Here is a 24166-nt window from a genome sequence, read left to right as displayed (position 1 = left end):
GTTTTGTTATTTAGGTGCAAACTGCGCAGCTTTAAGTGGACTATTTTGCGATACAAAGGTTTTAAGTGCCTGGGCATCGGTTTCATCTGTGCTAACAAACCCTTTGAGTTTATTAATAGCAGGGTAACCATCACCACCTGATGCGTTATAGCTATTTAAACTCATACGGTAAGTTTTATTTTCATCAAGTGGCTTACCATCAATGAGTACACTGACTAATTTGCCATTTTTACGGGTAAACGCTAATTTGTGATATTGCAAATAGGCACCTGCATCAACAGGGAAGCTGGTCACTGTTTCTAAGTAGTTCCATAAATCACGCCCTTGCCAGTCCATGTAAGTAATGCGATTTTTAAACGGGTGTACTTTTAAAATATCTTTATAGCTAATATCGCCAGCTTCAATAGAGCTTCTTATTCCGCCACCACTAATTAGGCCAAAGTCGGCGCCAACTACATTCATTTGTGCCTGTATAATCACACGGGCTAAATTAGTTTGTTGGTAACGTACCTTGTTTCTATCGCCCTCTAAACGCGCATCAACACTGCCAATTTTACCTGCAATTTGTTTTGCGCCTTTTGCTTGGTAACTTGCTAAAAAAGCTTCTAGGGTCGGATCGGGTTTAATGTATTCGTTGGCTAATACTTGTTTACTAGACCCATCGGCTTGAATTTCATCAACATATAAATTAACTGGCAACAATTTATAATCAAGTAGGGTGAGCTTTTCGTTTTCTAGCTTAAACTCTGCCTTACCCACATACTTACCCCACTCATGTGCTTGCATAATCCATGTGCCGTTTTGCTGATCGGGCTTACACGCAAGACCGGGTTTAAAGTTATCGTCATTTTTATTTTTAGCTGCCATACAAACCGGCTCTTGCGAGTGACCACCAATAATCATATCTAAGGTATTAGCGGGTAAAGAGCGGGCAAGTGTGACATCGCCCGGGGCATTAATCCCAAAGTTTGCATCTACATAATGGCCCATGTGAGTAAGTGCAATAGTGATATCGGGGTTGTATTGCTCATTAATTTTTTTAGCGAGACCTGCTGTCACATCAACGGGGTCTTTAAATTCTAAATGGCCAATATATTGTGGGTTAGCTATTTTAGCGGTGTCTGTAGTGGTAAGTCCTATAACCGCAATTTTTAAGCCCCCCTTTTCAAAAATTTTATAGCCTTGAAATGCGCTTTCCCCAGTTGCTTTGTCAAAAATATTTGCAGACAGTAAGGGAAAGGTAGCCCATTGCTGCTGCTTAGTTAAAACGCTCAGTGGGTTATCAAATTCATGGTTACCAATTGCCATAGCATCGTAACCGAGTAACGACATTCCCTTAAAATCAGGCTCTGCGTGTTGTAAGTCTGACTCAGGTATACCGGTGTTAATATCACCGCCAGAAAGCAGCAGTACGGCATGGCCTTGCTGTTGAGCTTTGTTACGTAAAGCGTCAATTAACGTTTTACGCGCCGCCATACCATATTCACCTTTTTCGTTATGCCAAAAGCGCCCGTGATTATCGTTAGTATGTAATACAGTAATATACTGTGGAGTAGAGGAGGTGTTTAAAGGTGAGCCTGTACAACCTATAACAGATAAAATAACTGAAAATAAAATAATTATACGCATGAAATACCCATTTATTATGGTGTGCTTAATTTATTAGGCGGTTAGTTTAAACTAATTTAGCGATAAATAACGTACTTATTTTATACTTTTTTATATTCGAGTTTTAAAAGTAATATTAAATTATTAAATGCTTTTACACAAAGCGAATACAGCGAGTGTTATTTAAAAGAATATGTAATGAAGTGTAACTAAAAGGGAATTAATTGTAGTTGTGCCTTCTAAATGCTTTTCCTTGGCGTATAGTGTGGATTAATATTAACACTTAATTTAAATAACAATAACAAAAAGGACTCATAATGAAAAAGTGCCTGATTGGCTCACTACTTGCGTTTTCGTGCTTTACTAGCCAAGCCACTATTGTTGAAATGCAAACTTCGCACGGGGTGATAGAGCTTAACTTGTTTGATCAACAAGCCCCCAATACGGTTGCTAACTTTCTAAGTTATATTGAAGATGACGCGTATAACCAAACCGTAATACACCGCTCAGTCAGCGACTTTGTAATACAAGGCGGTGGCTTTACATTTACCGACGAATTAGTGCCAATAACCACCAAGCCTGCTGTTGTTAATGAGCCTGTTTTATCTAATGTGAAGGGCACAATCGCGATGGCTAAATTAGCCAACGATGAAAACAGCGCAACGAGCCAGTGGTTTTTTAATATGGTTGATAATAGCGAAGCGCTTGATACCCAAAATGGCGGTTTTACAGTATTTGGGCAAATTACAGCGCAAAGCCAAGCTACGCTCGATAATATTGCTGGATTGGTACACTGCGGCGATATCCCGTTGGTTGATATAACCAGTGAACAATGCTCAAGTAGCGATGTCGCTCTGAGCAGCGCTAACTTTGTAACTATTAACAGTGTGGTGGTATTAGATGACGACCCGCTTTCATCGGCCAACTTAAACCCAACAGCCAATACATTAATAAGCCAGGACGATTCATCAGCAGAGGCTGGCTCATCAAGCAGTTCGGGTGGGAGTATGGGTGTTGGTTTTTGCTTAATTGCACTGCTTGGTGTGGGTAAACGCTTAAAACGCGCTAAATACTAATTATGTGTTAAACAGTAAATAAAAAAGCGGCTAATTAAGCCGCTTTTACTAAAATGCTAAAATTCGCCAAACAATCGCGAGCCATAAAGCAAACACACTGGCGCAGCCTAATAAAAAAACATTAAAGCGCATTCTTACATTATTACTGCCAATATGAACAACCGTATGCACAATACGCGAAATAACAAATAAGCACGCAAGCGCAGTAATTAAGTAGCTAGCGCTGTTAAGTTGCAATGCAACGATACAACCGATATAAAAAAGCACTGGTATTTCAAACTGATTGGTAAAGTTTCTATCTGCTACGCGTACGGTATCGCCTGCGTTATCAAGGCGCATGGTTTTAAAATCGCTCAACTGTAATTGTTTGTTTTTTGCAGCAGCAAAGCGTCGCTTGCCCATAATTAACATTACAACGAGCGATAACGTTACTTGTGCAAACATGGCGAGTATTATTATTTTTTCCATCCTATTTCCTTCGTTATTATTTTCTGACTTTAAGTATGCAGGTGTTTTTCACAATGTGTTACATAAATTAGTATTATTTTGTGGTAAACCCTTAATTGTTAGTGTTAATTTAGCTCTATTACGTTGTTTTGAGCGCATCCTAAGCGCAATTTTAATGGAAAAACAAAATGAAAAAAATTCTTGGTTTTAGCGTCATCGCTTTAGCAGTTTTAAGTGGCTGTACTAATACATCATCTACCCCATCGGTTGCTAGTTCTTCGCAAAGCTCCTTACTCTCAGACACATTAGTTGTAAGCCCAAATGATACGCGCGAATATAAAACCCTTACCCTCGAAAACGAAATAGAAGTCATTTTAGTCTCTGATCCAAGCGCTGAAAAATCAGCAGCATCGCTAAGTGTAGGCGTAGGCTTACTACACGACCCTATGATGCAGCAGGGTATGGCACATTACTTAGAGCATATGCTTTTTTTAGGCACAGAGCGCTACCCCGATACAAAAGGCTACTCTGACTTTATGACCAAAAATGGCGGGGTAAATAATGCGTATACCTGGCTCGATATTACAAACTACATGTTTAAAATTAATAACGATGCCTTTGATGAAGCGCTAGACCGTTTTGCTGATTTTTTTAAAGCCCCTAAGCTGTACCCTGAATATACAGATAAAGAAAAAAACGCTGTAAATGCCGAGTGGTCAATGCGCCGCGAAATGGACTTTTTTGGCCAGTTTAAACTTGCCCGTAAAATGATGGGCGCTCACCCGGCAAATCGCTTTTTAATTGGTAACCTAGAAACGCTAGGAGACAAAGAAGGCAGCCAATTACACAAAGAAACGGTCGACTTTTACAATAAATACTATTCATCTAACATTATGAAAGTAGCGCTTATTTCAAACTTGCCAATTGAGCAAATGGAGCAAAAAGCAAAAACTTATTTTGCCGATATCAAAAATAAACACATTGAAAAGCCAACCGTTACCGCAGAGCTTGATTTTGATAAAGCCGGTGGCAAAAAAGTATATTACTCACCTAATGAAGACGTAAAACAGCTGCAACTTGAGTTTACTATTAATAACAACAGCCGCGACTTTGCGGTTAAACCTAACCGTTATGTCAGTTATTTATTAAGTAATGAAATGCCAGGTAGCCCGGCACAATTACTACGCGACAAAGGCTGGGTATCGCAATTAACAGCGTCTCCTTCTCCTAGTCAGTACGGCAATTACGGCGCGCTTACTATTTCGCTTGAATTAACCGATGAAGGCATGAAAAACCGCGAAACAATTGTCGCAACTATTATGCAATACATTGAACTGATTAAAAAAGAAGGTGTAGATGCTAAGTACTTTAATGAAATTCGTACATCACTTAGCAATCAATTTAAGTTTTTAGAAAAAGGCGATGAGTTTAGCTATGTCAGCGCGCTTACTGGTAGCATGCAAGATTACCCATTAAATCATGCCATTGATGCGCCTTACTATTATGCCAAATTTGACGCAGAGGCGATAAACGAAGTACTTAAGCAATTAAATGCTGATACGCTGCGCGTTTGGTATATTTCGCAACAAGAAGAAACCGACTCGCAACTGCATTTTTATGATGGTAAATACCGCATAGAAGATATTAGCGATGCCGAAATTGCCAGTTGGAAAACATCAAGCGAGTTTAAGCTTGCTTTACCAAGTGTAAATAACTTACTACCTGAAAGCTTCGCGATTAAAACAGCTGAGTTTAAAGAGCAAAAACACCCTGAACTGGCTTACGATAAAAACGGCGTAAAAGTATGGCGCCAAGCAAGCCAAAAATTTGCTGCCCAGCCAAAGGGGTTGGTTGAGGTATATATTAATACCCAGCCAGGCTTAAATGATATTAATGCTGAAGTACTTTACTCAGTATGGGCCGACTTATATAACATTCAACAAAGCCAACTAAGCACCGAAGCCGCCATTGCCGGCATGAGCGTTAACCTTGCGCCAAGTAATGGTTTAGTTTTATCAATGAGTGGCTTTACCGATAAGCAAGATGTACTTTTAAAACAAGCACTAAGCGGGTTAAAAGCCGACGTAACGGCACAAGCATTTACCCAAGCAATTGATCGCTACAAACGTGGCTTGTTAAATCAGCAAAAGCAATTTCCGTATGCACAAGCATTTGGCGCCTACTCTAAACTTATCCGCACAGGCAGCTTTGATACAGAGGCACTGATAAAAGCTGCAGAATCGTTAAGCGTTGCCGATTTAAACAAGCTAAAAACAGCCACATTTGCCACCAACGATTTACGTGTATTTAGCTACGGTAATTACAACCAACAAGATATAGAATCGATAGCCACTGAGTTAAGTGCCACTTTACCAAGCAATCATACATCGAGTGAGTTTGCGCGCAGTAAAGCATGGTTACCACAGCCAGGCGAAACGCGAGTATTGCAAAAAGATATTGATGTTGCCGATGTGGCAGTTGTTGATATGACCGTTCACCCAGTGCCAGGGTATAAACAAAAAGCGCAAGCCGCTGTGTTACAAAGCCACTTTAGAACCATTGCATTTGATAAAATGCGTACCGAAGAGCAGCTTGCATACGCTGTAGGCGCGCTGGCTCGCCCAATAGAGGATTACTCGGCAATTGGCTTGTTTATTCAAACACCTGTTAAAGGGCCAAAAGAAATACAGGCACGTTTTGATCAATTCAAAAAAGAGTACGCGGTAGAGCTTGATAATATGAGCTTAGATACTTTTGCTCAACTTAAAAATGCCACGCTTGTATCACTAAAAGAGCAGCCTAAAAACCTAAGCGATGAAATGGGGCCACTTATTACCGATTGGTATCGTGAAAACTTTAACTTTGACTCTAAGCAAAAGCTAATTGATGAAGTTGAAAAAGTAACGCTTGAAGATATTAAGCAGTACTACAAACAAACTATGTTAAACCCACAAGCCGCACGTTTAAATGTGCAGTTACGTGGTACTAAGTTTGTAGAAAGCGACTTTGCTGATTTACCAAATCAAACCAAAATTCAATCGCTTGAAACCTATTACAATGGTATTAAATTACAAAAATAAGCTATATATATTTATACAGCTAAATAATACCAATCCGCTTAATTAAGTATTATTGTGGATTGGTAAAACACCCCAATGTAGACTACATTGGGGTGTTTTATTTGTATTAACTTAATTTATGCCATAACAATAAAGCCGACAACGGCAAGTGCCGCGGCAATTAATGTATAAGGCAGTTGTGTTACTGCATGGCTCATTAAATTACAGCCAGAGCCTTGTGCTGCAAGTACGGTAGAGTCTGAGTAAAAACAGGCTTGGCTACCAAATGATGAGGCCGATAACAACGCGCCAATAACCAGTGGAATATTAGCATCAACGGCAGTTGCCAGTGGCATAACTATTGGGATCGACACAGCAAAAATACCCCAACTAGAGCCTGTAGCAAACGCTAACACCGCCATAGCAATAAATACCACCGCCGGTAAGTATTGGGCAGTCATGTACGGGCTCAAACTACCGATCACAAACTGCGCTAAGCCAATTAAGTCGCACACATCTTTAAATATAAATGCGGCTATTACAGTGCCAATAGCCGGTATCATGCTTTTAAAGCCATCAAGCATGCGCTCTATCATTTCGCTAAAGCTCATTAATTTTTGTAGTGCATAAAAAGGAAGCGTTACCGCCATAGTTGCTAATAAGCCTTTATATACATCTATTTCAAAGTAAACTGTAAAGGCTACTAGTAAAATTATAGGCAGTAAAAAGTTGTGTAATTTTCCTTTAGGGTCTGCATCTTCAAAGCTTTCTTCTACTGCTTTTACAGCGTATTCGTCGGCTGTTTGAATATCACTAAATTGCGCAGGGTCTACAGTGGCTTGCTCAACTTGCGCTAACCTTTCGGCTTTTTTCATAGGCCCAATAGCAGGTATAACACCCAGTACCACTAACAAAACCACCAATACTGCAAACCAGGCGTAAAACATATAAGGAATGGCTTGAATATAAACCGCAATGCCTTTGCCTTCCTCGGCAATGCCGTTATCGACTAACAAGCCACCAAAAAATACCGCCCAAGTCGATAAAGGGACAAGTACGCAAATAGGTGCCGCTGTTGAATCTACAACGTAGGCTAGCATTTCTCGGCTTACTTTAAATTTATCGGTAATGCGTTTCATTGTTTCACCAACGGTAAGCGCATTTAAATAGTCATCAATAAAAATAACCACACCTAAACAAAAGGTCATAAATAAAGAAGAGCGTTTACCTTTAGTGTATTTTAGCGCTAATTTGCCAAACGCCGACGCACCGCCAGTGCGCACTAATAAAGTGATTAAAGCGCCAAAGCTTCCGCACACGAGTATTAACCAACCTATGGTTTCGTCGGTCATTACTTTAAGTGACGTGTTGGCAAAGTTAGCAAGCACCTGAGCTGGGTCGGCTATTACTAGGCCAACTAAAGCGCCAATAAGTAAAGATAAAATAGGGCGGCGTAAAACAACAGCCAATACCACAACCACCGCTGGTGGCAGTAAACTTAATGCAGAAGGTTCAAGCATTTAAAGATTCACAAAATTAAAAGCATATTTAAATAATAAATTGCTTAACAAAAACAAAGCAGGTAATAGTCATTACGTGCCAAGTCACTGCTTTTGCCGCGTAGGGTGCTTTGCTGTTATGTTAAATTAATAGCGAAAGGGAAACGCGTTGGCTTTGGCGCCAGACGGTGCAAGAGAAGCATGCCGCTATTGTTGTGCCTGTAAAAACATCGGCGCAAAAATAATCCGGTTTTGTATTTCAGTCAATAAAAATTTACGTACAAAATAACTTTTTATAGGAGATAATGTGGAGGCCGTATTTAAAACCCAACGTTTATTATTACGCTATGCAAATGAGCACGATGCAGCCATGTTACTTACTTTGGTGAATCAGCCAAATTTTATAAAATATATTGGCGATAAAGCCATTTATACGCACAGCGATGCCAAGCGCTACATTGAGCAATCGTTTAGGGCATCCCATAAACACCAAGGGTTTGGCCCTTATATTATTACTTTACACAATGGTGAAGTAGTAGGAGTTGTGGGTTTTTATAAACGCGACGTACTGCAACTGCCAGATTTAGGTTTTGCCTTGTTAACCCGTTATGAGAAAAACGGTTATATTTTTGAAGCGGCCAAAGCGCTATTACAAAATAGGCACACACTTGGGATAAAGCAGGTCAGTGCTATCTGCGCGGCTAATAATACCGCATCTCAGTGTGTATTATTAAAGTTAGGTTTTAATAGGGTAGGCAAGGCGGTTATTAATAATGATAAAACCGCCGTAATTATATATGGTTATTAAAGTCGCGCTTGCTCTATGGCTTTTGCTACGCTTAGGTTTATGTTTTGCCAAGTTTGCTCAAGGGTAGCCACTAAGCCATCGTAACCATCATCTTCTATTGGAACTACATGCGAAAAATTATGCACACTAATTAGGCGGCGGCCGGTTTCTGGGTGGGTGTAATATAAGCGCCACAGGCCAGAAATATCAGCATTGCCTTGCATATCACCATTAAAGTGGTGCACTTCATATTCAAGCTCGTAAAACGTTTGCTGATCAAGCTCGGTAATTACCGGTAAGCCCTTAATGACCATCCAATTAGGCATTGCATTAAAAAGGGTTTGTTGCGCTGTAGCGGTGAGCATCACATCGGGCGATTCACCCCATAGGTTGTAATTTGCCGCATGAATTTGGTTGCTATCAATTTTCATTGCTATACCCAAATTGTTTAAAGCGCCTCTAAGGGCCACGGTTTGCACTCTTAATTGGGCATCAGTTTCTTTTACATGGCGTGATGATGAAGCAATGGGTTGTTCAAACTGATAATACTGCGTTGCGGTTTGAATTGACGCACTGCACCCTGCAAGGGTAATTAACACGGTTATGGCCAAAAATAAGTGTTTCATTATTGCTTCCTTGGTTGTGGATCAGCAGGGAGTGCTTTATCAAAAATAAACATATTAGGTTGTTCGTTTAAACCCCGTGTAAGCGGCTGAATTTCTTCACTTAAGCGTTTAAATTCAAGCAAGGTTTGCTGTAATTGATGATGAAACTCAGAGCCGGCCTGATAACTTGCCATGGTTTTATCAAATTGACGCATGGTCACTTCAAACTGCTCCATACTTTTGGTCATTTTATCAAAGTTACGGTTAAAGTCGCCGGGTAAGTTTTGGGTATCTTTTTGGCTTAATAACGCACGCATTTCGTTAGCAAGCGCTTGGTAGTCGCTAAATGTAGCCTGCATTTGCGCTAGGCTGTCTTCAATTTTTAAATCGTTTACCTTGTTAAGCACATCCGAGACCTGATCGGCAAGCACCGTAATGCCGCTAGATATACTCGGAAATACATCATACTGGGCAAGCTTTGCTAAATGCGCTTTTGGTGCGTCGGGGTATATATCAAAATCTACATACACTGCGCCAGTTAAAAGGTTGCCAGGTTTTAAAGAAGCGCGCATACCATTTTTTATCCAGCCGGTTAGGCTACTTTGCCAAAACTCTTTGGCCGCTGCGCTATCGTGATATAAACGACCATACTCTATTTTAATCAGTACCGGCACCGCCGTATTATGGTTTTTAAAATGTGCAGGTTTACCATTAACAATAACGTTAGCGGGGGCTTCTACCACGGTACCAATTCGGGTGCCGCGATATTCCACAGGCGCGCCGGGTCTTAGGCCACGTATAGATTGTTCAAAATCAATAATGTAGTAATCAAAGTCGTAAAAGCGCTCTTCTAGTGCTTCTTTGTAGCTTTGGCTTAGCGAAAAGTTGTGGCCGTCTTGGGCTAAGTCGCCTGGGGCTTGTTGCTCTGGTAAGCCAACCGAAATACCGCCTTTGAGGAGTTTACTTAATGAGCCGGTACTTATATTAATACCATCGGCCGACAAATCTATTTCAATGCCGGCATTAACCCAAAATATAGAGTTTAATGTTATGAGGTTTTGATACGGTTCGTTAATAAAAATACCGTACTTCATTGCTTGGTTTTTCCAGTCAAAAGTAGCGGTTTCTATTTGGCCTATTTTATAGTTTTTAAAAAATATCCCAGTGCTTACCTCTAGCACTTCAGCGTTGTAGCTGAGTAACTGAAAACGCCCACCTTTTACATCTTTACCAATAAGGGCTGGCTCGTCTTGTAATACAAAACGCTCTTTTAGTTTTTTACTCTCCCCCGGTGAAAACTCTAAATAAACACCCGACAAAAGCGTACTCATACCACTAATGCCCGTTTCGTCTATACGGGGTTTAACAACCCAAATTTTAGCATCGTCGGTGAGGAGCTCATTATAGTTTTTGTCTATTTGTGCGCGGGCAATAACGCTATCTTGCGAGTCAGAAAGGCGTATAGCATCAATTTGACCAATTTTAACACTGCGCACTTTTATTTCTGTTTTACCTGCAATAATACCTTCTGCGTGGGGCATTTTTATATAAATAGTAGGGCCTACATTTGCTTGGTATTGATACAACATCCATATACCAACTAATAAGGCTATCAGTGGAATAATCCAAATAGCAGAAATTTTTGGTTTTGTTGTTACATTAGCCGTTTCGGTCATGCTTTATTCTCTGAATGTTTGTTTTTTGGTGTATCCCACAACAAGCGCGGATCAAACGCATGTGCAGCCATCATTTGGCATATTACCATAACAGTAAAAAATACAATGCCTAGCCCTGGGGTAATTGACATTAAGTTGCCTAGTTGCACTAAGGCAACGAGTATAGCAACAACAAATACATCGATCATTGACCATTTGCCAATAAATTCAGTAAGTTGATAAATTTTAGTATAGCCTTTTGTGTGCTTGTTAGCAGGTTTTGCCACCATAATGCATAAAAAACTAAGCACAAAGGCTTTGGCCAGTGGCACCACCACGCTGGCCAAAAATATAATGGCAGCAATGGGGTAGGAGCCACTTTTCCAAAGTGTCAGTACGCCGCCAATTAAGGTTGACGGTGACACATCACCCAGGCTGGTGGTATGCATTATTGGTAATAGATTTGCAGGTATGTAACACAGCACAGAGGTCACTAACCAAGCCGTTGCTTTTTGAACACTGTTGGGGTTTCTTACATGGGTTTTAGTGTGACAACGCGGGCAAATACTACTTTTACACAGTTGATGGCATACGTGGCAAGCTTTTATGTTTTGATCAATAGCGCGCTTGGCATGTGCTGCGTCTTCAAGTGTTGTTGCTGGTTTAATATGTGCCCATAAGCGCGGCTTATTTAAATGGGCAAGCGCCGCAATATACATAATAACAAAGCCAATATATGCCCAAAAGCTGGTGCCAAAACTAATGTCGGCAAGCGACATAATTTTAACCATGCTTACTAACACGCCAATTAAAAATATTTCAGACATGATCCACGGCTCAAGGGCCAAGGTAAACTTGAGCAATCGCCTAGCGATGGCCTCAGGCAAGGATTGCAAAAGCCCCAGATGCATAGGAATAAGGATGATAAGTAAGCTCATTGGCAGCGCAATAATGCTTAAATCAATAAATAAGCCAAGTAACTCACTGTCGTAATTAAATAAAATTCGGGCAGCATCGGGCAGGGTGATGGTTTGCGTTATGCCGCTGCTACTAAAAGAAATAAACGGGTAAAACATGCTGCTTAATAGCATTAGTAATGAGCCAATACTTAGCGCAACCACTTTACTGTCGTTGTTTACATCGCCTTCGCACAACTTATGGTGACAATGCGGGCACACTGCCATTTGCTTATCGGCTATTGCGGGTATATCAATTATTAGGTCGCAGCACGGGCAAATTGTTTGCAAGTTATAACCATCAAAGAAGAATGTTTACGCAATTTTGCTATATTTAAGTTATTAATACAACGCGATTCATCATTAAGTGCAATAACAATACGTTAAGGATAGATGTGAGGCTGTTATTACTTTGCTTTATTAGCTGTTTTTTTATAAGCCCTCCAGTGTCTGCCGCTTGGCAAAAACAGCCAATTGTGATTGCTGCCAGTGCGACTATTCCTCCCTATGTAATAGAAAAAACAGATACGGGTATACAACTTAATATAATTAAAGCGGCACTTATTGAGCAAGGCTTAGATAATATTGTGGTTATTTACATGTCTAACAAGCGCGCCGAGCAGCAACTGCATAGCGGTAATGTGGATATACTGCTTAATTGCGCAGGAAAGCGCGGCGCAGGTATTTACCCTAGTCAGCCAGTATTGAGTTACAAAAATGTGGCGGTATCACTTAAAAAGCGCAACTTTACGATTGAGACTATAAAAGAGCTAAACAATAAAAGTGTATTAGGATTTCAACATGCGACAGCTTATTTACCACCCCCATTTGCAAAAGGGGTTGCTCAGTTTGCAAGTTATGAAGAAGTAGTTAATCAGCGTGCGCAAGTCGATAGGCTAATGAAAGACTGGGTGGATGTAATTATCCTCGATGAGCGCATATTTCATTACTATAACAATGACTATGCGCACTCATTACCCGTTAATATTCACCCAATTTTTCCAAAAGCCCCACGCCCTGCTTATTTTAACAACGCAGTGCTGCAAAAAACATTTGATAAAGGCTTGCTAACTATAAAAGCAAAGGGAAAATATCAACAAATAATGAGTGGTTACCACCAAGCTCATTAGTAAGCTAAGCGGTACTTAATCAAACAAAGCAACGGTTTGACGTGTCAAAGCAATTAGCTCCCCCGATTGCGACCAAATACAGCCATCTTCTAAGCCATAACCCCCTTTAGCATGATGTGTAATTGCTTCAAAGCCTAACCATTCACCGGGTGTAAGCGTTGGCTCTTGCACAAATTCTAAATACCACGACATGCTACTTGCAGGAGCCGGCTGTTTAAACATTTGTAATAATGTAGGAGGCCATGCATCGGTAAGGGCAATTATATGTGCTTCGGTAATTGCCTCTGGGGTATGTTTAAAGCGCATCCAGCCGCCTAAATGCGAGGTCTGTGCAGCGCTAAAAGGCATAGCGCCTTGCTGCGGACATAAATCAACATGTTGGAAAAACTCAGGCATTTGCCCTTCAATAAATGGCAATGTATGACGTGCATCCACTGGCTTTAATCCCATTTCTTTACTAACCGGTACATTAACACCCGATTGCCTATCAATAGCAAAGCACGCTTGGACAATAACGCACACTTGTTCACTCTGAATCACTTTAGCTAATACCTGAGTACTGCTTTTACCTTGGCGTAAAATTTCAACTGACAATGAAAAAGGCGTGTCGGCAAGCAGCGGCCCAACAAAGTTAGTGCTCAAAGACAGTAATCGTCTACTTGGGTCAATGTGTTTTCTGATTGCTTGATAAAGTAGTGCAGCAGAAAGGCCACCAAAAGCGGTTCTACCTTGGCACCAATTAGCAGGAAACTCCATTGTATTGCTGTTATTGGCAAGCGAAGCGGAAGAAGAGCTTGAAATAGCAGAGGCTTGTTTTAATAAGTCATCAAAATGCATCGTTAATATCCTTGAAATTATCATTATCAGACATATATAGCACATAACAACTGGTCAGACTAGTTGTGTTAAATAGGTGTATTTGGCGTAAAAAGCATCAAACCCTACTTTTATTAAGGTTTTTTGTTAAATAAATTACAAAAAATGAATTTTTTTTCATTTTTACAGTTGAATTAACTTTGTGGCATCCCTATTTACTAGTCATCGAACGTATTAACGAATTTGAAGTTGGAGAAGATTCATGGGTAAAATTATTGGAATCGATTTAGGTACTACAAACTCTTGTGTTGCAGTACTTGATGGTGATAAAGCACGTGTTATTGAAAATGCGGAAGGCGATCGCACAACCCCGTCTATTATTGCTTACACGCAAGACGGTGAGACTCTAGTAGGTCAACCTGCTAAGCGTCAAGCGGTTACTAACCCAACTAACACGTTATTTGCAATTAAGCGTTTAATTGGTCGTCGTTTTGAAGACGAAGAAGTACAACGCGATATCGGTATTATGCCGTTCAAAATCATCAAAGCTGATAACGGCGATGCATGGGTTGAAGCGGGCGGTGAAAAACGCGCTGCACCACAAATTTCTGCAGAAGTACTTAAAAAAATGAAGAAAACGGCAGAAGACTTCTTAGGTGAAGAAGTAACTGAAGCTGTAATCACAGTACCTGCATACTTTAACGATTCACAACGCCAAGCAACAAAAGATGCTGGTCGTATTGCGGGTCTTGAAGTTAAACGTATCATCAATGAGCCAACAGCTGCTGCCCTTGCTTACGGCATGGACAAAAACAAAGGTGAAAATGTTGTTGCAGTATACGACTTAGGTGGTGGTACTTTCGATTTATCAATCATTGAAATTGATGAAGTTGAAGGCGAGCACACATTTGAAGTACTTGCTACAAACGGTGACACTCACTTAGGTGGTGAAGATTTCGATAACCGCGTAATCAACTACTTAGTAGCTGAGTTCAAGAAAGACCAAGGTATCGATTTACAAAACGATCCGCTTGCTATGCAACGTGTTAAAGAAGCGGCTGAAAAAGCGAAAATCGAACTATCATCTGCACAATCTACAGAAGTTAACCTTCCGTACGTAACTGCCGATGCATCAGGTCCTAAGCACATGAACGTTAAACTAACGCGTGCTAAACTTGAGTCATTAGTTGAAGACTTAGTAACTAAGTCAATTGAGCCACTTAAACGTGCGCTAGCGGATGCTGATTTATCTGTAAATGATATTAACGATATCATTTTAGTAGGTGGTCAAACACGTATGCCACTAGTACAAAAAACAGTTGCTGAGTTCTTTGGTAAAGAGCCACGTAAAGATGTTAACCCTGATGAAGCTGTAGCAGTAGGCGCGGCAATTCAAGGTGGTGTATTAGCAGGTGACGTTAAAGACGTACTATTACTAGACGTGTCTCCATTATCGCTAGGTATTGAGACAATGGGCTCAGTAATGACCGCGCTAATTGAGAAAAATACAACGATTCCTACTAAGAAATCGCAAACGTTCTCTACAGCAGAAGATAACCAATCTGCCGTTACGATTCACGTACTACAAGGTGAGCGCAAGCGTGCTAGCGACAACAAATCTCTAGGTCAATTTAACCTAGAAGGTATTCGTCCAGCACAACGTGGTACTCCACAAATCGAAGTAACTTTCGATGTAGATGCGGATGGTATCTTACATGTATCAGCGAAAGATAAAGATACAGGTAAAGAGCAAAAAATCACGATTCAAGCGTCTTCAGGCTTAAGCGATGAAGAAGTAGAAAAAATGGTTCGTGATGCAGAAGCTAACGCGGAAGAAGATAAAAAGTTTGAAGAGCTAGTAGCAACTCGTAACCAAGCTGATGCAATGGTACACGGTACTCGCAAGCAAATTGAAGAAGCTGGCGATGCACTACCAAGCGAAGACAAAGATGCAATTGAAGCAGCTGTTGTTGACCTTGAAGCAGCTATTAAGAGCGACGACAAAGCAGAAATTGAAGCTAAAACGCAAGCACTTGCTGAAAAGTCTCAAAAGCTAATGGAAATCGCTCAAGCTAAAGCGCAACAAGGTGGCGCAGATGCAGGCGAGCAACCACAACAGACTGCTAAGCAAGACGACGATGTAGTTGATGCTGAGTTTGAAGAAGTAAAAGACGACAAGTAATTGTCAGCTAAGCTTCTAACTAGCCTAAACAACATGATTTGCTCAAGTTTTTAGGGTAGGATGAACTTTTGAGGCGCGCAGGCTACAGCTTGTCGCGCCTTTTGTATGTATTTAAGGTTTAAAATTTTCATGATAAATCGATGTGATTTATCGGTTTATCCCGCAGCCTAGCTGCAAATAGAAAAGAGTAGTGTGATAGATATGTCAAAACGCGATTATTACGAAGTTCTCGGCGTAAGCAAAGATGCAAGCGAGAGAGACATAAAAAAAGCGTATAAACGCTTAGCGATGAAATATCACCCAGATCGTACCGCCGGTGATAAAGATCTCGAAACTAAATTTAAAGAAGTAAAAGAAGCTTACGAGATTTTAACCGACGATCAAAAACGTCAAATGTATGACCAATACGGCCATGCTGCCTTTGAACAAGGCGGTGGCGGCGGTCACGGTGGCTTTGGCGGTGGTGGTCAAGGCGATTTTGGTGATATTTTTGGTGATGTGTTCGGTGACATTTTTGGTGGCGGTGGTGGCCGTCGTCAATCGCGTCAACAACGTGGATCAGATTTACGTTACAACATGGACCTAAGCTTAGAAGAAGCGGTCCGTGGTAAAGAAGTAGAAATAAAAGTACCTACATGGGTTAGCTGTAAGCCGTGTGATGGCAGTGGTGCAAAAGCGGGCTCTAAGCCTAAAACATGTACTACGTGTCATGGTGCTGGCCAAGTACAAATGCGCCAAGGTTTCTTTGCTGTTCAACAAACGTGTCCAACGTGTCAGGGACAAGGTCAGATTATTTCAGACCCATGTGATAAGTGTCACGGACAAGGACGTGTTGAGAAAACGAAAACGTTGTCAGTTAAAATTCCAGCAGGCGTAGATACAGGCGATCGTATTCGTTTAACCGGTGAAGGCGAAGCGGGTATGCACGGAGCGCCAGCTGGCGACTTATACGTGCAAGTATCTGTACGCGAACACCCAATTTTTGTACGTGATGCGAATAACTTGTACTGCGAAGTGCCAATTAGCTTTACTACCGCAGGTTTAGGTGGCGAAATTGAAGTGCCTACGCTTGATGGCCGTGCAAAACTTAAAATACCGTCTGAAACACAAACGGGAAAAATGTTCCGTATGCGTGGCAAAGGTGTTAAATCGGTTCGTAGTGGTGCTCAAGGTGACTTAATTTGTAAAGTAGTGATTGAAACGCCAGTTAACTTAAACGAGCGTCAACGCGAGTTACTTAAAGAGTTAGACGAGAGCATGGGCAAAGATAGCTCAAAAAACCGTCCTAAAGAGCAAGGCTTTTTTGACGGCGTTAAAAAGTTTTTTGACGATTTAACTAAGTAATTAGTTATCGTAAAAACTAAAAAAAACGGTGCTTGATGCACCGTTTTTTTTGGCTCAAATTCATTTTTTTCAACCATATTACTGGGCACGACTTAGCAATATTATAAAGTGCGTATACTCAATCGATTAATTCACTGAGCTATTTTGTTGCCTTAGGCAATTGCCCCCACACTGCTTTACCGTTTGTACCTATACCCTCGTAAATAAGAGGCTTTTTACGTATTTGCTATTAAGTTACACTTCAAAATGATTAACCCTTATTGTAGATTAATAAAGCGCTTAAAATAATGTGGCTAAATTGTATGACCCCTGCAATAGAATTACTGAAAAAACAAAATGTGCCTCACGATGTACTCAGTTATCAACACGATGCTAATACAACACGTTATGGTCAAGAAGCCGTTGAAAAGTTAAACCTTAACAGTGAGCAGGTATTTAAAACCCTCGTGCTTGAAACCAGTGAAGGGCAGTTAATTGTTGCCGTTACACCGGTTTCCCAGCAAGTAAATTTAAAGCAATTAGCCAAACTCAGTCACGCTAAAAAGGTCGCAATGGCAAGCGCGCCAAAGGTGCAAGCCGCTACAGGGTATATCTTGGGAGGGGTTAGCCCACTTGGGCAAAAAAAGCGCCTAACCACTTTTATTCATTCAAGTGCTATGGCCTTTAATACAGTGTATGTAAGTGCAGGTAAGCGAGGGCTGGAGGTAGCGCTATCGCCAACCGATTTAAAGGCACAAACGCGTGCCACCTATGGCGATTTTTAAAAACCTCCACAAAAACCAACATGCCCTAAACCGCAAATTTTAAAGGCGATAATTTGCTGCTTAGGGTATTTTTAACTACAGTCAAAATACCCTTGTACACTATGCATTATGGCAGTATGTATGAATTTTGCTGATGTTAATTTTTTTGCCGTGCTTGTGGCGGCGCTTTCCTCTTTTATGCTTGGCGGTATTTGGTATTCAAACGCTTTTTTTAAAAATGCCTGGTTAGAGTGTACAGGCCTTACGGAGCTTGATTTACAAACAGCAAAACCGGCGTTAATTTTTGGCGGCAGTATGGTACTTGCACTTTTGTCGGCAGTGGTACTTTCATTATTTTTAGGTAAAGAGGCCGGAATGGGAGAGGGCGCCTTTACAGGTTTTGCCATCGGTTTGTTTTGGGTAGGTAGCTCGCTGGGGCTCAGTTACATTTATGAGCAGCGGCCAATCAAGTTATTTATAATTAATGCAGGGTATTACACATTACAATTTACATTAATGGGTTTTATTATAGGTGTATGGCCCTAAGCAAGCTAAATAAGGCGCCACCTTTAAGCTAAGCGCTAAAATACAATAAAGATAATTATGAAAATATTAGTCGTTGATGATATGCCACTTATGCGCCACGTATTAATTAATATGTTAAGGCAGCTTGATTACAAAAATGTTGTAGAGGCAACTGACGGCCAACAGGCGTTAAAAATACTGCGTCAGCAAAAATTTGATTTAGTAATAACCGACCTACACATGCCTAAAGTAGACGGTGTAAACTTGCTCGATAACATACGCCACGACCAAGCCTTAGTCGATTTACCTGTTATTATGGTCACGTGCGAAGATAACGCTGATACAGTAAAACAAGTTATTAAAGCAAAAGTGTCGGGGTTTATTATTAAACCATTTAATATGAATGTGTTATCAGCGCAATTAAACCGTTTGTTTTTTAGAGATTAGCGAAACGCTTTTATGGCGTTTTATACCGTACCTATTATTTAATCCCCTGCGTTTTTCTCCACCGCTTATTAGGCAGTTTGCCTAGCTTCTGTAACGTTTTTATTTATTAACTGCTAAAATGCCTGCTTTGTATCTACGTAGGTATGTTAAGGAGTGTATGGCTAAGCCAAATAAAAGAGGGCCGACTAAAACAGTCGATATTTTTTGCTCTGCTTGCAAAGCGGCGCTGTTTAAATATAGAAAAGGTGGCAAAGGCGCTTTAGTAAAGTGTTTTATAGAGCGAATAACCCAAGATTACACAACTACACCGTGTATTTGCCCCCAATGCGAGCGCCCATTTGCGCGCCCAGCAATCATACGCGGTACACCAGCTTATAAAATAATTGGCGGTAAGGTTACCTTTAAATAACCCAATACGTTTAAAAATGTAATAACTACAAAAGCTTAGATTTGCTGCTTAGTAAGGCGGACAATTGACCTTGTACCAATAAACAAGCCTGCTATACTCGCCCGGTTTTGCTGTTTCAATGATTGAAAAACACCCTCCCCAAGGATAGGGCCAGTTAGTTGGGTTTTTTAAGCAAAGGATAAACGTGTGATAGCACTGTTATTTGATATTGTAGGTATGGCGGGTACTTTCTTAGTTGTTGGTGCATTCTTTTTATTACAACTTAATAAAGCATCCCCAACGGGGTTATTGTACAACATAATGAATTTAACAGGGGCAATTTTGCTGTTAATCAGTTTGTGTTACAACTTTAACCTTGCAAGCTTTGTAATTGAGATTTTCTGGATTGCAGCTTCACTGATCGGCTTATACAAGTACGCTAAAAATAAGCCTCAATTAGCCACTAACTCGTAATTTTAGTACCGCTAATGATGTTTACTGTTGCGAGTCAGTACAGACTTGCAGCAGTTTATAAATAAATTAAGATTTATTGTATTTGTTAACACAAAGTTTCTGTTGTTAGCGCCCATAACCCGTTAAACTAGCGCCCTTAAATTTTATAGCTATTTTGTTGTGAGCTAGGGCATGTTCTCCTTTTCTAAAAAACTTCTTTTATCTTTTGTTGTACTGATAGTGCTATTGTCGGTCGTGTTTTGCTATGGCCGAACTCATTATTATAATCAGGCCGAGCAAAAAGCAGCCCAGCAAGCAACTCAGTTAAAGCATTATATTGATGCTGAGCTTGCGCGTTTTTCAAAAATTCCTCAGCTTCTTACCTATAACAATGAGGTTATTGATTTTTTAGGTGCGGCGCAAAATAACGAAAAAAAGATTAATAACTACTTAGCTGATATACAACAAGCCAGTGGTGCCTCAGATATTTATATTCTTGATGAACAAGGCGCTGTGATTGCAAGCAGTAACTGGCAGGCCGATCATAACTTTTTAGGCAGCGATCTGTCGTTTAGACCGTATTTTAAGCGCGCATTTGCAGGTGAAAAAGTAGCGTATTTTGCCGTAGGTATGCGTACAAAAGAGCGAGGCATCTATTTTTCACAAGCCATTTATAACAATAATCAAGCGGTAGGGGTTGTTGTTTTAAAAGTCAATGTGAACAAATTTGAAAGTGACCGTGAGCTTTTAAATACCGCCAAAGGCAGCCACTTTTATGTGCAGCTAGAAGATAGCGTGATTGCTATTTCAGATATGGAAAATTGGCGCCTGAATACGTTTTCTACACTCGATATTACTCATCGTCGAGATATCGCTCAGCGTCGTGCGTATTTAGATTATCAACCTAAGCTGATTGCCCATTCAAATTACACATCACAAAGGTTACTGTTTAGCACAATTGATGAGCATAACTATTTATCGGTAGAGCAAAAATTACGCTTTTTGAACGCATCGGTTACCGTATTAGTAAATGTATCTAATGCTAATATTGCCCAATTACCGGCGTTATTTGGCTTTGTGGTAATTTATGCGCTTATTATTGCCCTAGGGTATGTTGTTTTAAGGCGCTTTGTTGGCGTTAAAAAGCTGGTTTATTCCCATCACAGTGTCAGTCAGGAAATTAGTGCACGTACCAATGCTTTTAAAGCACAGCAAGATGCGCTTGTACAATCAACTAAGCTTGCAACAATTGGCCAGCTTAGCATGGGCTTTAACCACGAAATTAATCACCCGCTTAATACCATTAATACTTACTTAGCCAGTGCTAAGCGCTTGCTAGCTAAAGGAAAGTTTGAAGCCCTAAACGAAAATTTACAGTTTATTGAATCCTTAGTAGCAAGAGTGCATAAGATAGTTGCACAGCTAAATTATTTTTCTGATTCTGCAAAAACGATTATTAGCGAAGTGCCATTAAGTGAATCAGTAGCCAAAGCACTTGAGATTAATAAAAACCAGCTAAAGCAAGACAATATAAGTGTTTTACCGCCTAAAATTGACAGCCAATTAAACGTGTTAGCAGATAAAGCGGCCCTTGAAGAAGTGTTAGTTAACTTAATATCGAATGCCAGCCAAGCAATGCAAGGGTGTATTACTCGCGAGCTGAGTATCAGTGCCAATTATCTAAATAATAGTGTGCAACTGTGTATTGAAGATACCGGTCCGGGTATAGAAGTGCACGATATAGACACTATTTTTGAGCCTTTTTACAGTACTAAATCGGTTGATGGGCTAGGACTTGGTTTGTGTATTTCTAAGCAAATTATTAGCACGCTTAATGGCACGCTAAGCGCACAGAACCGCGAGCAAGGCGGCGCTAAATTTATTATTACGCTTCCTTGTGAGCCGCTAACGAGCTAAATAAAAGTAATTTAAGGGCTAAATTATTGAGCGAGTAGTGGTTAATTGTGGCTATTTGTTCCTACAAAAGCGGTAATTTTTAGATAGTTAGTGTTATTGCTCGAAAATCAGAACGGCGTTATAGTCGTAGCAAAATGATACACGAGTAGCACCTTTGGATACTGATAGCACACACACACCGTCACTCAGCGATACGTTTAATGAGCTGCAAAATAGCTTTTTAGCCCAGTCGTACCTCCCGATAGATAAGCGTATCGTATTATTAAAAACGTTGCACAAACGCATTGTTAGTAATGAACAAGCGCTTATCGATGCAGCATCAAAAGACTTTGGCTACAGAACCGCGTTCGATACGTTACTTGGCGATATTCTGCCAACGGTTCAGGGCTTAGCGCACATTATTAAAAAATTGCCAAAATGGGCAAAACCCAGTAAGCGCTCAACTAGCTTAAGTTTGTGGCCATCAAAAGTGAGTGTGACTTACCAGCCACTTGGTGTAGTTGGTGTGATTGCACCATGGAATTACCCCATACAATTGGCATTAGTGCCTGTTATTACCGCCATTGCTGCAGGTAATAGAGTCATGCTTAAGCTCAGCGAATTTACCCCGCATACTAATGCAGTCATCGAAAAAATATTTGCAGACGAGCTACAAGCGCACTGTAAAGTGGTGTTAGGGGCAAGCGATGTAGCGAGTGAGTTTTCTGCTCTGCCATTTGCACACCTGCTGTTTACTGGCTCAACGTCAGTGGGCAAGCTGGTTATGAAAGCGGCCAGCGAAAATTTAACCCCTGTTACCTTAGAGCTTGGTGGTAAGTCGCCGGTGATCATTACTGAGCAAGCTAATATTAAAAAAGCAGCGCAAACATTATTGTTTGGTAAAATGGCCAATGCGGGGCAAATTTGTGTAGCCCCAGATTATGTATTTGTACCTAAGGCCCTTGAGCATCAGCTGGTGCAGCAATTGTGCGAGCTTTATAAAAAGCACTTTAAAGACGGGGTTGAAGGCAAAAACTTAACGTCAATTATTAGCGATGCGCATTACACTCGCTTAGAAGGGTATTTAACACAAGCACAGCAGTTAGGTGCGCAAGTTATTAAGCCGCTAGATCAAAACCAGCAAGACAAACAAAAGCATAGAATGGGTTTGCATATTGTTACCGCACCTAGCGATGATATGACGCTAATGCAAGATGAGTTATTTGGCCCCATTTTGCCTATTAAAACCTACGAAAAGCTCGATGAGGCAATTAGCTACATAAAAGCGCATAATCACCCTTTAGCGCTATATATTTTAGGGCAAGATAAGCACGCTCAAGATTACATAATGGAGCAAACATTAAGTGGTACAGTTGCTGTAAACGATGCCTTAGTGCAGGTGACAGCGGACGATGTGCCATTTGGTGGGGTTGGGCATTCAGGAATGGGGCATTATCATGGTAAAGAAGGTTTTTTAACCTTTAGTCATGCAAAAAACACCTTGGTGTCTAGCACGTTTAACCCGCGTACCGCGCTTTTACTCAAACAGAGCAACCTTATTATTAAGTTGCTTAAATTTTTATATATTAAGTAAATTGATATAAAAAAGGGCAAATGCGAGATGCATTTGCCCTTGTGAAACGCTCAGGTTTAGCTAGGCGCAAATTAAAATAAGCGACCTTCACCGGCATACGTGCCTGCGAGTATTTTTTCGTAGATTTTGTCGGCTTTTTCTTTTGCTTCTTCTATTTCTTTGGGTAGCATTTTACGCTCATCTAGCTTACGGCTATGGCTTGCTTGCATGTTACCGTTGTATTCTGCAATGGTGTTCCACACATACGACTTCTCTAAGTCTTTTGGCATGCCTAGGCCTTCAAAATACATGAGCGCCAGATTAAATTGCGCCAGTGAGTAGTTATTAGCAGCGGCTTTTTCGTACCACGTTCTGGCTTGTTTATAATCGCGCGTTACGCCCTCGCCATTTGCATACATAACACCTAAATTAAATTGTGCGGCGGGGAGGTTTTTTTTCGCTGCTTTTTCAAATAACGTTACCGCCATTTGCTTATCAAGCTTTACGCCTTTGCCTTCATCGTATAAAACCGCTAGCGCAAACATTGAGTCAGCGTGATTTTTTTTAACGCCTTCTTTATAAAGCTCTGCCGCTTTAAAGTAGTCGCGTGTAACACCATAGCCGCCCTCGTAAAGTTTACCTAGTTCGTAAATACCGGGGGCAAAGCCTTTATCAGCTAAATATTCAAATTCTTTTAGTGCCGTCGCAAACTCGCCTTCGTTGGCAGCTCTTATACCGTCTTCAAGAGTTGCATGTGCAAATGGGCTTGAAAGCAAAACGCCAGTGAGTATTAATGCTTTTAAATTAAACTGTGACATAGCCATGTCTCCAATAGGTAATAGTTGCAATGTGTATGTATAAAAACCTGTTTTATTGCAACACTTTGTACTTACTATTTAATAGCCACGTATAAAATGGTGCAAGTGCTTGGGGTTAAGTGAAATACTAACGCTTTGGTGATTATATGCTCGTTTAAC

21 protein-coding genes are annotated in these 24166 nt (G+C 40.6%); 13 read left to right on the top strand and 8 right to left on the bottom strand.

The window, feature by feature from the left end:
• Positions 1–6: 6 nt before the first annotated feature.
• Complete coding sequence (gene ushA / locus MTF64_RS02120) at positions 7–1629, bottom strand: bifunctional UDP-sugar hydrolase/5'-nucleotidase UshA (RefSeq protein WP_248450354.1); 1623 nt, start codon at positions 1627–1629, stop codon at positions 7–9.
• Positions 1630–1925: 296 nt separating this feature from the next.
• Between ushA and MTF64_RS02115 the strand changes: the two genes are divergently transcribed.
• On the top strand, positions 1926–2684 hold the full coding sequence (locus tag MTF64_RS02115) for a peptidylprolyl isomerase (RefSeq protein ID WP_248443895.1): 759 nt from the start codon (positions 1926–1928) through the stop codon (positions 2682–2684).
• A gap of 48 nt (positions 2685–2732) precedes the next feature.
• On the opposite strand, the gene MTF64_RS02110 is transcribed toward MTF64_RS02115, so the two are convergent.
• Positions 2733–3152, bottom strand: a complete 420-nt coding sequence (locus MTF64_RS02110; RefSeq protein WP_004588731.1) for an MAPEG family protein — start codon at positions 3150–3152, stop codon at positions 2733–2735.
• 167 nt (positions 3153–3319) lie between these two features.
• On the opposite strand from MTF64_RS02110, the gene MTF64_RS02105 reads away from it, so the two are divergent.
• Positions 3320–6211, top strand: coding sequence for an insulinase family protein (locus MTF64_RS02105; RefSeq protein ID WP_248450352.1), 2892 nt, complete (start codon positions 3320–3322; stop codon positions 6209–6211).
• Between the two features lie 116 nt (positions 6212–6327).
• Here the strand turns inward: MTF64_RS02105 and MTF64_RS02100 are convergent, their stop codons facing one another.
• Positions 6328–7710, bottom strand: a complete 1383-nt coding sequence (locus MTF64_RS02100; protein WP_248450351.1) for a Na+/H+ antiporter NhaC family protein — start codon at positions 7708–7710, stop codon at positions 6328–6330.
• A 286-nt stretch (positions 7711–7996) separates the two neighbouring features.
• On the opposite strand from MTF64_RS02100, the gene MTF64_RS02095 reads away from it, so the two are divergent.
• The gene (locus MTF64_RS02095) at positions 7997–8497 is read left to right on the top strand and encodes a GNAT family N-acetyltransferase (RefSeq protein ID WP_029771936.1); all 501 of its coding nucleotides are present in this window, start codon (positions 7997–7999) and stop codon (positions 8495–8497) included.
• Here MTF64_RS02095 and MTF64_RS02090 read toward each other — a convergent pair.
• From MTF64_RS02090 to MTF64_RS02080, 3 genes are read right to left on the bottom strand one after another with little or no spacing between them, the layout of a single operon-like run.
• Positions 8494–9102, bottom strand: coding sequence for a PqiC family protein (locus tag MTF64_RS02090; protein ID WP_024031907.1), 609 nt, complete (start codon positions 9100–9102; stop codon positions 8494–8496). The genes MTF64_RS02095 and MTF64_RS02090 overlap by 4 nt on opposite strands.
• Positions 9102–10757 carry an intermembrane transport protein PqiB gene (gene pqiB, locus MTF64_RS02085; protein WP_029771939.1) on the bottom strand — a complete coding sequence of 552 codons (1656 nt, stop codon included), beginning with the start codon at positions 10755–10757 and terminating at the stop codon, positions 9102–9104. Before pqiB ends, MTF64_RS02090 begins: the two co-directional genes overlap by 1 nt.
• Positions 10754–11920: a paraquat-inducible protein A gene (locus MTF64_RS02080; protein WP_236695089.1), complete on the bottom strand. Its 1167-nt coding sequence runs from the start codon at positions 11918–11920 to the stop codon at positions 10754–10756. Before MTF64_RS02080 ends, pqiB begins: the two co-directional genes overlap by 4 nt.
• Before the next feature lie 218 nt (positions 11921–12138).
• Between MTF64_RS02080 and MTF64_RS02075 the strand changes: the two genes are divergently transcribed.
• Positions 12139–12822 (top strand): transporter substrate-binding domain-containing protein, encoded by a 684-nt coding sequence (locus tag MTF64_RS02075; RefSeq protein ID WP_248450349.1) that lies wholly within the window; start codon positions 12139–12141, stop codon positions 12820–12822.
• Positions 12823–12837: 15 nt separating this feature from the next.
• Here MTF64_RS02075 and MTF64_RS02070 read toward each other — a convergent pair whose 3' ends face one another.
• Positions 12838–13659 carry a thioesterase family protein gene (locus tag MTF64_RS02070; protein ID WP_138579089.1) on the bottom strand — a complete coding sequence of 274 codons (822 nt, stop codon included), beginning with the start codon at positions 13657–13659 and terminating at the stop codon, positions 12838–12840.
• Between the two features lie 241 nt (positions 13660–13900).
• Between MTF64_RS02070 and dnaK the strand changes: the two genes are divergently transcribed.
• The 9 genes from dnaK (at position 13901) to MTF64_RS02025 (ending at position 23210) form a co-directional block, all read left to right on the top strand.
• Complete coding sequence (gene dnaK / locus MTF64_RS02065) at positions 13901–15820, top strand: molecular chaperone DnaK (RefSeq protein ID WP_248450347.1); 1920 nt, start codon at positions 13901–13903, stop codon at positions 15818–15820.
• 201 nt (positions 15821–16021) lie between these two features.
• A complete protein-coding gene (gene dnaJ, locus MTF64_RS02060) occupies positions 16022–17164 on the top strand; it encodes a molecular chaperone DnaJ (protein ID WP_024031901.1) in 1143 nt (380 codons plus the stop codon).
• Between the two features lie 302 nt (positions 17165–17466).
• Positions 17467–17928 carry a Cys-tRNA(Pro) deacylase gene (ybaK, locus tag MTF64_RS02055; protein WP_248450345.1) on the top strand — a complete coding sequence of 154 codons (462 nt, stop codon included), beginning with the start codon at positions 17467–17469 and terminating at the stop codon, positions 17926–17928.
• Positions 17929–18048: 120 nt separating this feature from the next.
• Positions 18049–18453, top strand: coding sequence for a DUF1761 domain-containing protein (locus MTF64_RS02050; protein WP_054981852.1), 405 nt, complete (start codon positions 18049–18051; stop codon positions 18451–18453).
• A gap of 57 nt (positions 18454–18510) precedes the next feature.
• On the top strand, positions 18511–18879 hold the full coding sequence (locus MTF64_RS02045) for a response regulator (protein ID WP_024031358.1): 369 nt from the start codon (positions 18511–18513) through the stop codon (positions 18877–18879).
• Positions 18880–19036: 157 nt separating this feature from the next.
• Positions 19037–19288, top strand: coding sequence for a hypothetical protein (locus tag MTF64_RS02040; protein WP_248450343.1), 252 nt, complete (start codon positions 19037–19039; stop codon positions 19286–19288).
• 186 nt (positions 19289–19474) lie between these two features.
• Positions 19475–19741: a hypothetical protein gene (locus MTF64_RS02035; RefSeq protein WP_004588716.1), complete on the top strand. Its 267-nt coding sequence runs from the start codon at positions 19475–19477 to the stop codon at positions 19739–19741.
• Between the two features lie 171 nt (positions 19742–19912).
• Positions 19913–21637, top strand: coding sequence for an ATP-binding protein (locus MTF64_RS02030; protein WP_248450342.1), 1725 nt, complete (start codon positions 19913–19915; stop codon positions 21635–21637).
• A gap of 154 nt (positions 21638–21791) precedes the next feature.
• Positions 21792–23210, top strand: a complete 1419-nt coding sequence (locus tag MTF64_RS02025) for a coniferyl aldehyde dehydrogenase (protein ID WP_064386625.1) — start codon at positions 21792–21794, stop codon at positions 23208–23210.
• Between the two features lie 71 nt (positions 23211–23281).
• On the opposite strand, the gene MTF64_RS02020 is transcribed toward MTF64_RS02025, so the two are convergent.
• Positions 23282–24007, bottom strand: coding sequence for a tetratricopeptide repeat protein (locus MTF64_RS02020; protein WP_024032214.1), 726 nt, complete (start codon positions 24005–24007; stop codon positions 23282–23284).
• Positions 24008–24166 lie beyond the last annotated feature (159 nt).

The organism is Pseudoalteromonas sp. 2CM41L (assembly GCF_023161905.1).
Lineage (GTDB): Bacteria > Pseudomonadota > Gammaproteobacteria > Enterobacterales > Alteromonadaceae > Pseudoalteromonas > Pseudoalteromonas atlantica.
This window is presented reverse-complemented; position numbering and strand designations above follow the sequence as displayed.